This is a genomic window from Halalkaliarchaeum sp. AArc-CO (genome assembly GCF_024972735.1).
Lineage (GTDB): Archaea > Halobacteriota > Halobacteria > Halobacteriales > Haloferacaceae > Halalkaliarchaeum.
This window is the reverse complement of the sequence record NZ_CP087722.1, coordinates 133522-146054: the sequence shown is the minus strand read 5'-3', so window position 1 is coordinate 146054 and position 12533 is coordinate 133522. Positions and strand designations below refer to the sequence as shown.

Sequence of the window (12533 nt, the reverse complement as noted above, 5' to 3'; positions counted from 1 at the left end):
CTAGCGGATACGCTATCTCTGTCGCCGACAAATATCTCCTGTATGCCGACGATGGATTTTGAAAGACAGGCGACCCGGACGCTCGAGTACATCACTGAGTCACCGACGATCGATTCAACTAACAAGCAACTCATCCAATCGTTTTGCCAGCAATTGCGATTGTCCGGGATCAGTGCAGCTCGCCGCCAAAAGTTACTGGCTCATCTCAAAATCATCGCTGAACAAGCAGATTCGACGGCGTTTCAGGACTTCGAGAAAGAAGATGTCGAAGAACTAGTCGCGTGGCTCTACACGCGCGACGTAGCCGAATCGACGATTGCTGACTACAAACAGGTAATCAAGCAATTTTGGACGTGGATGCACGATGGAGAGGAACCGCCGGAGACAGCATGGCTCAAGAAGCGGAGTCCTGGTCATCGCCGTTTGCTGCACATCATCTCTTGATGCCGAATGATATCGAAGCGTTGATTGAAGCCGCTTCCAACGAACGAGATCGGGCATTCATCGCTCTGCTTTGGGAAACCGGCGCCTGAATCGGAGAGTTGATCGATGTACGGATTGGCGATATCGAAGACGGAGAGGGACTGAAATACATCATCGTCGACGGAAAAACTGGCTCTCGACGACTGCTTTTGCTGGAATCAGTATCGTACCTTGACGAGTGGCTGCACGTTCATCCCGATCCAGTTTATACGGCCTATCTGTGGAGCAAAATCGACCTAAACCAGGGAAGTTCAAACGAGCAAATCGGCTATCAGTATATCCGCCGCAAAATCTTCCAGAGGGCCTGCGAACAAGCCGAGATCGAAAAGCCAGTGAATCCCCATCATTTCCGGCACAGCCGTGCGACCTACTTGGCCAATTATCTGACTGAAGCGCAATTATGTGAGCGGTTTGGTTGGGTGAGGGGATCTCGAGTTCCAGGAAGGTACGTTCACTTGTCAGAAAGAGATATTGATAGTGCCAATACGAGAACAGGTAATGAACCCCACTACCATCGTCTCGTCTAACAAGCTCGAAGGGTATTGGCTCTAAGCCAACAGATTTATTAAATAAAGTATATTCTATTCATCCAGATTCAACACATGTACGATTTGACTGGATTCCAGCGGGACCTTCTGTACGTCATCAGTGGACTTGAGGAACCGCACGGGCTCGCAATCAAAGACGAACTGGAACAATACTACGAAAAAGAGATCCACCACGGACGTCTGTATCCGAATCTCGACACACTTGTCGACAAAGGGCTTGTCGAGAAAGGACAGCGTGATCGTCGGACCAACTACTACACATTAACCCGGCGAGGGCGTCGTGAAATCGAGGCTCGGCAAGAGTGGGAAGCCGACTACATCGAATAGTTTCTGTTGGAGCGCGGCGAGCTCCTGAAAGTAGGTCGGGGCGATATCGTAGAGGCGCGTGAAGCCTGGGAGTACCACAAACGGAGGGCACGGCGATAACCGACGGCCGAACGGCCACGGAGGAACTGCCGATGCACCTCGCGTCGGCGGCCACGCGTGTTGAAGGATCCGGACGCCAGGGCGCACGTCGAGACAGCCCTCGAGGGCGCCGAGGCGCTGCCGTGCGTGCCCGGAGCTGGTGGCTGGAGTCCGTGAGATGCAGCTGAAAGCGACCGTCTATAACATTCGCCAAATCGCCCGATACCCGTCAAGTCTGCCGCCGTGTACTGAAACTGTAGAGCCGAATTTTATACCCTCTCCAAGCGGATACGGGTGAATCCTTCTGGAGCGAGAAGTGACACCCGAGCCAACGATGAAGTTCGGTAGCCGTACAGACTGAAAGACTATCATTTTCATTTATAGTATATATATATTATATTTCTGTAGTCAACTACTGTCGTTCTACCGTTCATGAGTAATTGCAGAACTTCGATCTACGGGAGCTTGATTGAGCAAATCTAGAGACGTTATAGTCGAAAATCCGTGGTCCAACTCAACGAACCTCCATAGTGGCTGTACAACGGCGTTGCTCCTGCACCGAGCCGACTTATTCACGTACCGCATTTTTTGACGAAAACACAGGCAGTCTCCAAGATGTTCTGACTGAAATCCGCCCATGCATTTACCTTAACGACGAATTTTTCGTCGATAGAAAGCTGTGTTTCAGACCCACCGACCATCGTCACTGATTCCGATTCCACCAGGACCCAGATGGATATCGGAATTCTGGCAAACATATATCTTAGTAAATAATTATCCGAACTACCCAGTTTGCATACTTTTTATCATTCCAACACAGATTCCGCCGAAAGTGACTAAATGCAGTCGTCCTCGCATGGAATCCGCTAATACTAGCAGTAACTGACTAAGGACTGCCTTCCTTTACATACATATAAGTGTAAGTCTAGGCGCCCGCTATACGTCATCAACCCTCTGTTTATCAGAGCTAAACATAGTTGGAGACCAACTGTATATAGCTAATCACTTGATCATCCAGCACTAAATTAGTCGATTTTGACCTCGTGTGTTTATCCATACTAAACTGTCATCATATATGCTCTCCAGAAGTTTTGTTTGCATTACGTCCAAGCGCAGCTAGTCTTCTGGATCTGTACCAGAATGGCAACTCTGTTTGATTATCTATCGAGAACGTATTACTCGCCAACCCCTCGAATTCCTTGTTACCTTCGGTGAGTACAATCCTTGGACAAATGCAAACTACAGCGAGGTTAGATTAAGTTCAATGACGTTTTTGGCCTTTTCGATCATTTCCGGAAATTCGTCATGATATCTCTGGTCTCTTATTCTACTTGATGGGCCAATAATACTAATCCCACCTATCACATCCCCATCCTGCGACTGTATGGGAGCTCCAACACCGACAAGACCACTGATTGTCTCTTGTTTATTGTATGCGCACCCTCGGTCTGCTATCTGATTCAATTCTTCTAGCAACTCTTCTATATCAGTAATCGTATTTGGTGTTTTTTTCGGGAGACCATGTTCCTCTATGATTGCCTGCACTTCCCGATCGGGTAGATGTGCGAGGATTGCTTTTCCAACTGCTGTGTGATGGAGGTGATCTCGATGACCAACCCATAAAGGCGTCTTCACCGCGTACTCCCCATACGCTACATCAAGCACGACGCCTAATCCGTGCTCTTCAGTGGCAAATAACGCTGTTTCACCACTTTCATCGGCTAAGTCGTTGGTTTGTGTCCGTACCAGTTCCAGTACTGGATATCGAGATTGAGCTCCATGGGCGATGTTGAGAAACCGCAGTCCCAAATGATAGGTACCATCATCGTTTTTTGCTACAAAATCATTCGCCTCGAGCGTTTTGAGATGATTACTAACAGTCCCCTTTGACATACCGATATCGGCGGCGAGGTCTGTTACTCTTGCTCCATCGCTCTCCCGAAGCGAGATGATAATATTGATCGCTGTTTGGACTGACTGTACGAGGCGATCATCTGAGGGAGTGCCAACACCTTCCATAACGTAGAGTGTATTGCAGAAGTAAATAAGTGTTTAGGAAGAGTAAACCTCAGATTCTCTCCCGGCTACTTATTCCAGTAATAGCCAATGCTCTGATGTCAAAATGCTCTACCCCCCATAGTGGTTTTGCCAACTATGATCATAAATTATATAAATTATCTCTAATAACTGTCCAAAGGTTTTATTACTACTTCTTTTGATTCTATTTACATGGGATCGGAAGCCATGACTGACAGTAACAAATCCGGTAATCGAATTACCAACTACCTGCGTGCCATCGGGCCGGCGTTATTTTTAGCCGCAGTCGTGGTCGGGCCAGGAAGTATCGCTCTTAGCACGATCGCGGGCGGCCTCTACGGGTACTCCCTTGTTTGGGTCCCGATAATCACGACGATATTCATGATCACGTACGTTTGGATGGCCGCCCGAATTGCTCTTGTAACAGGGGAGACCATATTTGGGGCAACCAGGAAGAAATACAGCCAGAATATCGCTTTTCTCGGCGGGTTCTTTGGCTTTCTAACGATACTTGCATTTCAGGTGGGCAATAATGCAGGGATTGGTTTCGCATCGGAAGCACTCGTCGGTGGCGATGTCCGATTATGGGCGGCGGTGTTCACGCTTGTTGCGATCGGATTCGTATGGTTACCGGACCTATATGATAAAATTGAGTGGCTAGTCCGAATTGTCGTTGGTATCATGCTTATTGCCTTCGTCGGAACCCTTGCATTGGTAGGTGTTGATCTCAATGCGGCGGCTGTTGGACTCGTTCCATCGTTCCCAACGTTTGATGCCGTCACCTTATCGTTAGGAATGGCGGCGACGACATTCTCAATAGCAGCCGCAGTTTACATATCTCACCTGATGGCAGAGAAGGAGTGGGGACCCGAACGACTTACCCAACAATCTGCTGACACAATCATCGGGATTGCCGTTCTCGGCCTCATCGCGACTATTATTCTGCTAACGAGTGCCGCTGTAATTTTCGAAGGTGCAGGCGAACCCGTATTCTCCGCCCATGGGATGGCTCTTCAGCTTGAGCCTCTCGTTGGACCTGGAGCGTTCTATCTGTTCACGATCGGATTTTTCTTTGCAGCATTATCATCGCTCGTGGTGAATGCATTGATCGGTGCGACACTGTTCGTTGACGGCAGGGATATGGATCCGTCAATGGATGAGCGACCCGTGAAGATGTGGGCCAGTGCTGCAATGCTTGTTGGATTGCTTCCAGTACTCGTCTTTCAGGAAAACCCGATTGAGATTCTCCGACTCGCGCAAGCGCTCGCAATCGTCGCCTTCCCCTTGTTGGCATTCCTCGTACTAGCTATCTATACTGACGAGGACATGATGGGAGAGTACGTCAGCGGCCCGGTTATCAAAGGTCTTGGCATCATTGGCTACTTCACTGTGATCGGTATCATTCTGAACTACTTCTATGAGGTTTGGCAGTTCTTGACCTAGGTGAGTTTCTCCTCTTCGTTGTTGGCACACCGATTTCAATTCAATCCCACACTGTTGCCGACATACTTATTGTCTATTGTATCGATCCAATAACTGCTAATGACCAAGCCTACTGTCGGGTATATTGGATTGGATCATCACCACGCTAACGCGTATTTGGACAGTCTACAACAATTACCCGTATCACTTTCGAGTATCTGCGAACCTAATCCCGAGTATGAACCGTCTCGTACGTCTCTGGATGGGCTTCCATTCTACCGTGATCCCGAATCATTACTTACTGAAAACGATCCTGATATCGTCTGGATTAGTCTCTCAAATAAAGCTACACCGGACATTATTGAGCAAGCAGTTACGCACGGAGTAGACGTTTATGCAGAAAAGCCATCTGCAAAGACGGCGCCGGAACTAGAGTCTCTCCGGGACGTTGTAGAGAATTCGGATGCAACTCTCAGTTTTTCCTATACATGGCGAGGCCATCCTGCTGCTCAAGAGCTCAAAGAACGTGCAAAACAAGACTTCTTCGGAGACGTTCGCACAGTCGAAATGCGGTTTCTAGCGTCACAGCTACAAGCACGTGAGACTAGCCATTATCTATACGAATCCGATGCGAGTCGCGGGGGAATCGTTCAATGGCTTGGTGTTCACTGGATCGATCTCCTACCGTGGATTATGGGAGATCCGATCACCGAAGTCAATGCGACCACGACAGCTAAGACCGAGTCTGTCTCCGTAGAAGATGGTGCTGTGATCCAATTGAAGTTTGAATCTGGTGCTCTTGGATCACTGCAGTGTGGATACTACCTTCGCGAAAATCGATACGATACGTACCTTTCAATAACAGGTACTGAAGGTCGGATGTCATGGGATCCAATGGGAGATTATTTTGGATTCGAAGACGAGAACACCGTCGAAATTGAGTCTGTAAGTGACGCGTATTCTTCTGCACCACGTCGATACCTAACATACGACTACGATGCTGTCCCCGGATATGGTGGGGGGTTCGGACTAGCGTTCATGCGACAATTCTTACGCGCTCGCAAGAATCCTGCCGTCGAAGTCCCCGCAGGATTTGACGATGCAGTGTACGTTTTGCGAGTTCTGGATGCGATTTACGAGTCTGCCAACCGAAATGAGTGGGTTGGAGTGTCCGATGACTAACCTGGTCTCAGATTCGTCACCGAAAACACGCTTGCAGCGAAGCCACCGCGGCAATGACGAGGCCGTTACTGCCACTCCGAGCGGTAGAGTTCTGTAAACGCATCCCCGTCCATTTGATACGTTGAAAGCTGGGGTGAGTCACGGATAACTGGTTGGCATCGTTCGATTGCACTATTGACTGCGAGCAATAGTTGACCGCAATCGACCACCCGTTCTATTCTGGTCTCCCAGTCCTCAATCGCTGCTACAAAATCAGCTAGGTATTCTCGATACATTTCGTTGTGTACCGTCGTATCGTCTTCCAATGTTACGGCCCTCCCATGATTAACGCTCAATACGATGAACTCGTTTCCGCTGGTGTCGGGGCCGGGCCCATCTAATCTTAGGGTGGCAAACGTTCCGTTTTCAAATTCAACATCGACTGTGTCACCCGGATCTGGTGCGGGTGTCACACGCGTCCAGTTTGCGCTTGCCAGCGTCCGTGCAATATCGACAAGGTGAGCTCCATAGTAGAAGCGGTGCTGATACCCCAGACAGTATAGCGTGTCACTACCAGGGGTAGCCGACAGTGTCTGGAGCCGCGGATGGTACGGAACTGCTGAGCCACCAACAACCGGAGTGTCAGCTGCCTCTGCTGCAAGGTCTGAGAGGTCATTCACTTGCCCTGCAATGGGTTTGTCTATGAGCGTTGGGACGTCTGCTTGTAGGGCTTCAATGGCCAACGGGACGTGATTGTCCCAATTCACGTCGAGCACCATTACCCCGTCGACAGAATCTATTATCTCCTTTGAATCGTTACACATCGTGGCGTTGTACCGATTACTGAATTCGATTCGATATTCGTCATCGCGTGTTGTCCCGTCGTCCCAGACTGCCTCAAGTGACACCTTTGGCATTTCCTCGATAATATCCGCAAACATCGGGGCATGGCTGGTGTCGAGACCGAGGATCCCGATAGAGACCATTGTTTTGTGCAAGAATCCCGAGGGATATTAAATATAATTTGAGGGATTCTGACACTATTTTGGCGTGCTATTCCGAGTTGGCTTACTCCCATCTGCTGTCGTTTTGAATGAGATTTACCAACAAGATTTATGCTCCAGTCTCCTAAACACTTAAACCACTCTTGAAACCACCTAATGCGACAGCGTGGATCTACGAGTAGGTCCGTGGTTTCAGGAAGCATTCCAGGTCCACCATGAGCGATAACAAATTGGCAGACATCACGACTGAAGCAGAGCTCTCGGACGTTCTTTCGGAACCATTTCCAGAGGATGTTGAAACAGCGCGACAGCTCGATGGCGACGTGATGATCCTCGGGGCGGGCGGAAAGATGGGCCCATCATTGATCAGGCGTATTCTCCGTGCCATTGACCAAGCAGATGGTGATAACACAGTTTACGCTGTCTCGAGGTACTCCGATCCAGACGTCAAATCACAATTAGAGTCCTGGGGAGCTGAAACGATCGGGGCTGATTTGTTAGAACCCGGCGCATTGGATGCGCTCCCGGATTGTGAGAACATCATTTACATGGTTGGGAAGAAATTTGGAGCCACTGGCGGAGAACCATTGACATGGACGATCAACTCATATCTCCCCGGTGAGGTCGCCCGGCGTTTTGCAGATTCACACATTGTTGCGTTTTCGACCGGCAACGTATACCCTCCAGTCCCCGTTGATTCGGGTGGCCCAACAGAAGAAGACGAAACTGGACCAGTTGGGGAATATGCCCAATCATGCTTGGGGCGTGAACGGGTCTTTCAATATTTCTCAGAGCGCAACAATACCCCGACGTGTTTACTCCGACTTAATTACGCCGTCGAGGCACGTTACGGCGTGTTGGTAGACATTGGCCGTTGGGTCTATAATCAAGAACCCGTCCCACTCGATATGAGCTATGTCAATGTTATTTGGCAAGGGGACGCAAATTCAGTATGTTTCCAATCTCTCGAGTTAGCAGATTCTCCAGCTGAGATCTTGAATATGACCGGTCCCGAGATCCTGTCAGTTCGTGATATCGCAGAACAATTCGGCGACTATTTCGATTCCGAGGTGACTTTCGAGGGCGAAGAGCGGGACACCGCTCTACTCAACGATGCGAGCCGATGCCATGAGATATTTGGAGAACCCAAAGTCCCGGTCTCAGATGTGATTGAACTTGTTGCGTCGTGGATCGAACAGGGGAATCCGATCATGGACAAACCTACAAAATTCCACGTGAGAAGTGGAGAGTTCTGATCACGTAGTGAGCGTATCTAACCGAAAAAACGTTATCTCTGGCGGTAGAGATACGGCTGTATGCATACAGTACGGTTTCGAGATCCCACAGGGTTGACTCGAACGGGCCAATTGGTTGATGACGTTATCGAAACTGCAGGCCGAACGTATTCATTTGGAGAGGTGACTATCCTGCCGCCGTGTGAACCAACCAAGATTATTTGTCAGGCTGGTGGATTTTTAGACCACCGCAAGGAATCGGGTGTCCAAGAAATACCTGACCGCCCCGAGCTATTTTTGAAGACTCCGAATTGTGTGATCGGCCATAAGGACATGATAGAGCTCCCACCGAACCGTGAACAAATAGAGTTTGAAGGAGAATTTGGAATCGTAATCGATCAGCAATGTCGGGCAGTCACTACCGAGAACGCGATGGGTGTCGTTCGGGGATTCACCTGTCTTAATGACATCTCGAACCGAGACGACCAAGAGCAGGAACGAAATTGGGTTCGCGGTAAAGCCTTCGATGCGTCGCTCCCGACAGGCCCAGTTCTGGCAACACCAGATGAAGTCCCGGATGATGCACGCCTGACCTTGAGAGTCAACGGTGAGACCAAACAACAGACGACCCGTGAGCAGATGTATTTTTCAGTTCCCAAACTTGTTTCCGAAGTGTCTGAACTAATTACGCTGGAACCTGGGGATATCATCGCGAGTGGTACACCATTTGGCCCAGGCCCACTGTCTGATGGCGATACTGTCGAGGTCGAGTTCGAAGGTGTCGGCACACTCAGAAATTCTGTCGACTCCTACTGAGGTGTTGGTCGATTTGATAGCAGGCATTGGCTATATGTGTTCATTTGTTGTCGGCCTATTTGAGGGGCTCACCCTTTTTCGAGGCCGTCTGCGATCGCCGTCTCGAGGTCGTCGATTAGATCCTCGGCGTCCTCGATCCCAACCGAAAGCCGGATGAAGCTATCCGAGATGCCTGCCTCGCGGCGTTCTTCCGGTGAGAGGTCCTGGTGGGTCATCACAGCGGGTTGTTCGACGGGGGTTTCGACGCCTCCGAGACTTCCCGCCAACTGGAACACCTCCATCGCCGAGAGGACGTCGCTGGTCTGTTCGAGAGTCGCGTCGAGTTCGACGCTTACCATACCCCCGGAATATGTCATCTTCCCGGTAGCTATTTCATGGTCGGGATGGGACTCAAGGCCTGAATAGTAGACTGATTCGATGGCCTGGTGTGACTCGAGGTACTCGGCGATGATCCTGGCGTTCTCACAGTGAGTCCAAATTCTGCCTCCGATCGTCTTCGAGCAGCGCTGGACGAGGAAGGCTTCGAACAGACCGAGTGTAGCCCCTTGATTGTATTGGATAAACTCGATCGTTTCCTTGAGCAACTCGCCGTCGGTTACGATCGGACCCGCGATTGCGTCGGAATGTCCCGAAATGTATTTTGTGCGCGATTCAACGACTACGTCGGCATCGAGTGACAATGGACGCTGAAGCGCTGGCGAGGCGAATGTGTTATCCACCGCGAGTATGGCCTCGTCCGTGTAGTCGGCGATTGCTTCGATGTCGCTAACCTGTAGTGTCGGATTCGTCGGGCTTTCGAGATACACGAGTCTGGTATTTGGAGTCGTAGCCGCCTCGACAAGTGCGAGATCGGTTGTGTCGATAAGTCAACATTGACACAGAATTTGGAGAATACGCGGGGATGGAATCAGGAGTTGCACCATTGTATCTTCGGACCTAGTGAATCGTAGTAAGGTAGCAGATTAATCGTTAAATCAAATAAACGTAACGAGAAATTAACGCTGGTAACTTCAACTAAGGATGACGAGTGAGGATGAACAATGTTTGAATGTTCTATACTCGAAAACGGTCGACTCACCGGTGGTAACGAACGCTTCGGATGGTATCTTCTTGAATCGAAGGCTACACCCTGCGCAGGCGATGAAGTTTGATGCCTGATTTCACTCAAAATCATAAATTAATAATACATTATATTTTCTCTATATCTTTGGTGTAGGCTGCTATCTTCGAAATCTTATTAGTGAGTCTAGAAAACCCATCTACAATCGCTTACTGGTGTAGTATCGGATCAAGTAGGGGACAATAAAACCCAGATCCATTTACGGAAGAACTGAACTGGCTGTATGAAGCCGTCGATGCTACAACGAATCGCCTGATTGACGTACGGCCCTTCGACGAGAACACAGGCAGTAACCGAGATGGTATTCACTGAACTTTGCGACAAACATCACGGTGAGGACGAATCTCCCTCGGCAATGGAGCGCCGCAGCTCCAGACCGCCTGCCAACGATATGGACTCTCGATCTCGATATAAAACATATGAAACCGGTATGCTATCAAACATATCTATTTGAAAGTAAAACATTAAACCACTCAAATTTCACACTTTATTAGCTATGCCCAAGCGGATACCGCTTAAAAATGGATTCACGCATTCGTCTACGCATGATGCTATTCCGGCTTGCATGGGGCCATCGATGCCACGTTCTTCGCCCGTGAGACGGCATCGAGACACTACCAACACCGCTTGGATCACCACATACTCACGCTGAAAACCACGGCGCAAGTTGATACAGACACGTGTACCGTCCTCAATATTCGCTGCTCGGCACATTGGCTCCACGACACCCAGCCTGGCCGTCGAGTTGCTTGTTGCAACATCTAGAAAACAGTGAGACTGCAAACCCTACTATCCAAACGCTCGGGATCCTTCGCCTTCAGGCGGAGGAGGATGTCAGCCGACAGATGGTGTTATGATTGTACATGTCTGGCGAAGAGGGTCCTCATATAGTGGCTTGCGAAGATTTGCAAGACTGGTTTCGTGAACCCCGGACTTCACTCGAAGCACTCCCCGAGGTCTCGGTGCCACCGAACCCGATCCCGCCACCGACGCCGAGAAGTTCGAAGCGGCACTCGAATCCATACAGCTGGCCGAAGAGTACCGATGAGGGAGGAGCCAGAAGACACCCGCGTGGTCATTCCGAAAGAGATCACTACGAAGAAAACCGACTCGCGCGGCCGGATCACGTTGGGAACCGACTACGCCGACAAGGAAGTCACCGTCGCAGTCATCGAAGTCTTCGACTGAACTTCGCACAGGATTGTACTTTAGACTGCTGCGAACTGATGTGCCCAACAGCCAGGGCCGGTCACCAACTTGGCTGTCAACACGGCCAGAACAGATTACTTGATTGCGTAAGCATATCAACTCGTCATGGAACTATTATCGTGGAACGTCCAGGGAGCGTTCCCATACTACACGCCCGTCGAGCGAATTGAGGACCAGATCCGGTACATCGATGAGGAAGCAGGATGTCCGGATATCATCGCACTCAACGAAGTCAACCGATTCAGACGCGACCTGTGGCTCCAGAAACTGGCCGCGATCGGCTATACCGATATCGTCCACACGCTCGATTGGGCCGAAACACTGGGCGAGAGCGACATCCCACCACATCAAGATTACAACCACGTGAATGGGAATCTCACGGCTATCCACGACACGTTCAGGGGCACCGATCTCACGAGAATACATCCGAGTATCCGCTCCGGACCGTGGGAGGATGCCGATCTGAAAGATTGGGATACGAACTTCCCGGAAAAGATTCTCCACGCAACGGTCGAACTCGAGACGACGACGCTGGATATCTGGAATGTTCGAGCCGTACCCGGTAGCATGCACGGCGAAGAAAAAATCAAGATTCTGAACAACACGTACAATAGAATTAGGAAGGGGTGCGATCACCCGTGTCTTCTCACCGGCGATTTCAACGCACCCGATCGGGAGTTGCCGGATGGGACGGTAATCCCCTGGCGGTTCGATCAACAGGGAGACATCGCCAAGCGGTGGGTTGAAGCCGAACGGAACGTCCTACAGAGACTGGAAGAACACGGTATGGTCGATGTGTTCCGTACTTTACATGGATACGGCGAACTCGATCAGCTCGATGTGAGTCACGCCACCCAAACGGACGATCCGTTAGCGGTGGCGCCAGCAGCAGTGGAAGGCAAGCGATTCGATCATTTAATTGCCTCGGCAGAGCTGGATCCACAGGCATGCTGGTACGAGCAGAATGGCTTCCGCTGTAGTGATCACGCGCCACTCATCGCAGAATTTCGTGTGTGAGATCACGTCCGGCGACGATGCCGGAGGGGCGTACTGTTGTATCCCAGAGAACTTGATACAAATAGCGTACTGAACG

The 12533-nt window shown here is 50.1% G+C and carries 12 protein-coding genes; 9 read left to right on the top strand and 3 right to left on the bottom strand.

Translation table 11 applies throughout. From position 1 onward, the window contains the following. Positions 1–42 precede the first annotated feature (42 nt). The 3 genes from AArcCO_RS00585 (at position 43) to AArcCO_RS00575 (ending at position 1358) form a co-directional block, all read left to right on the top strand. Positions 43–444, top strand: coding sequence for a site-specific integrase (locus AArcCO_RS00585; protein WP_259532834.1), 402 nt, complete (start codon positions 43–45; stop codon positions 442–444). Positions 445–542: 98 nt separating this feature from the next. After that, entirely contained in the window at positions 543–1010 is a 468-nt protein-coding gene (locus AArcCO_RS00580; RefSeq protein ID WP_259532833.1) for a tyrosine-type recombinase/integrase, read from the top strand. A gap of 75 nt (positions 1011–1085) precedes the next feature. Next, positions 1086–1358, top strand: a complete 273-nt coding sequence (locus tag AArcCO_RS00575; protein ID WP_259532832.1) for a PadR family transcriptional regulator — start codon at positions 1086–1088, stop codon at positions 1356–1358. A gap of 1317 nt (positions 1359–2675) precedes the next feature. Here the strand turns inward: AArcCO_RS00575 and AArcCO_RS00570 are convergent. Next, positions 2676–3455 (bottom strand): IclR family transcriptional regulator, encoded by a 780-nt coding sequence (locus AArcCO_RS00570; protein ID WP_259532831.1) that lies wholly within the window; start codon positions 3453–3455, stop codon positions 2676–2678. 210 nt (positions 3456–3665) lie between these two features. On the opposite strand from AArcCO_RS00570, the gene AArcCO_RS00565 reads away from it, so the two are divergent. Then, positions 3666–4916 (top strand): Nramp family divalent metal transporter, encoded by a 1251-nt coding sequence (locus AArcCO_RS00565; protein ID WP_259532830.1) that lies wholly within the window; start codon positions 3666–3668, stop codon positions 4914–4916. Positions 4917–5015: 99 nt separating this feature from the next. Beyond that, on the top strand, positions 5016–6077 hold the full coding sequence (locus tag AArcCO_RS00560) for a Gfo/Idh/MocA family protein (RefSeq protein ID WP_259532829.1): 1062 nt from the start codon (positions 5016–5018) through the stop codon (positions 6075–6077). A 65-nt stretch (positions 6078–6142) separates the two neighbouring features. Here AArcCO_RS00560 and AArcCO_RS00555 read toward each other — a convergent pair whose 3' ends face one another. Then, positions 6143–7042 carry a Gfo/Idh/MocA family oxidoreductase gene (locus tag AArcCO_RS00555; RefSeq protein ID WP_259532828.1) on the bottom strand — a complete coding sequence of 300 codons (900 nt, stop codon included), beginning with the start codon at positions 7040–7042 and terminating at the stop codon, positions 6143–6145. A gap of 233 nt (positions 7043–7275) precedes the next feature. Here AArcCO_RS00555 and AArcCO_RS00550 point away from each other — a divergent pair, with 233 nt between their 5' ends. Both AArcCO_RS00550 and AArcCO_RS00545 read left to right on the top strand, forming a co-directional pair. Further along, the gene (locus AArcCO_RS00550) at positions 7276–8316 is read left to right on the top strand and encodes an NAD-dependent epimerase/dehydratase family protein (protein ID WP_259532827.1); all 1041 of its coding nucleotides are present in this window, start codon (positions 7276–7278) and stop codon (positions 8314–8316) included. Between the two features lie 60 nt (positions 8317–8376). Next, complete coding sequence (locus AArcCO_RS00545) at positions 8377–9111, top strand: fumarylacetoacetate hydrolase family protein (protein ID WP_259532826.1); 735 nt, start codon at positions 8377–8379, stop codon at positions 9109–9111. A gap of 68 nt (positions 9112–9179) precedes the next feature. Here the strand turns inward: AArcCO_RS00545 and AArcCO_RS00540 are convergent, their stop codons facing one another. After that, positions 9180–9974, bottom strand: coding sequence for a trans-sulfuration enzyme family protein (locus AArcCO_RS00540; RefSeq protein WP_259532909.1), 795 nt, complete (start codon positions 9972–9974; stop codon positions 9180–9182). Between the two features lie 1301 nt (positions 9975–11275). Here AArcCO_RS00540 and AArcCO_RS00535 point away from each other — a divergent pair. After that, on the top strand, positions 11276–11419 hold the full coding sequence (locus AArcCO_RS00535; RefSeq protein ID WP_259532918.1) for a hypothetical protein: 144 nt from the start codon (positions 11276–11278) through the stop codon (positions 11417–11419). Positions 11420–11545: 126 nt separating this feature from the next. Then, on the top strand, positions 11546–12457 hold the full coding sequence (locus tag AArcCO_RS00530) for an endonuclease/exonuclease/phosphatase family protein (protein WP_259532825.1): 912 nt from the start codon (positions 11546–11548) through the stop codon (positions 12455–12457). Positions 12458–12533: the final 76 nt, after the last annotated feature.

What these genes read in the sequence shown, in the direction of transcription:
- AArcCO_RS00535 (WP_259532918.1), top strand. Translation starts at nt 11,276, where the DNA reads ATGAGGGAGGAGCCAGAAGACACCCGCGTGGTCATTCCGAAAGAGATC.
- AArcCO_RS00565 (WP_259532830.1), top strand. Translation starts at nt 3,666, where the DNA reads ATGGGATCGGAAGCCATGACTGACAGTAACAAATCCGGTAATCGAATT.
- AArcCO_RS00560 (WP_259532829.1), top strand. Translation starts at nt 5,016, where the DNA reads ATGACCAAGCCTACTGTCGGGTATATTGGATTGGATCATCACCACGCT.
- AArcCO_RS00575 (WP_259532832.1), top strand. Translation starts at nt 1,086, where the DNA reads ATGTACGATTTGACTGGATTCCAGCGGGACCTTCTGTACGTCATCAGT.
- AArcCO_RS00555 (WP_259532828.1), bottom strand. Translation starts at nt 7,042, where the DNA reads ATGGTCTCTATCGGGATCCTCGGTCTCGACACCAGCCATGCCCCGATG.
- AArcCO_RS00550 (WP_259532827.1), top strand. Translation starts at nt 7,276, where the DNA reads ATGAGCGATAACAAATTGGCAGACATCACGACTGAAGCAGAGCTCTCG.
- AArcCO_RS00585 (WP_259532834.1), top strand. Translation starts at nt 43, where the DNA reads ATGCCGACGATGGATTTTGAAAGACAGGCGACCCGGACGCTCGAGTAC.
- AArcCO_RS00530 (WP_259532825.1), top strand. Translation starts at nt 11,546, where the DNA reads ATGGAACTATTATCGTGGAACGTCCAGGGAGCGTTCCCATACTACACG.
- AArcCO_RS00570 (WP_259532831.1), bottom strand. Translation starts at nt 3,455, where the DNA reads ATGGAAGGTGTTGGCACTCCCTCAGATGATCGCCTCGTACAGTCAGTC.
- AArcCO_RS00545 (WP_259532826.1), top strand. Translation starts at nt 8,377, where the DNA reads ATGCATACAGTACGGTTTCGAGATCCCACAGGGTTGACTCGAACGGGC.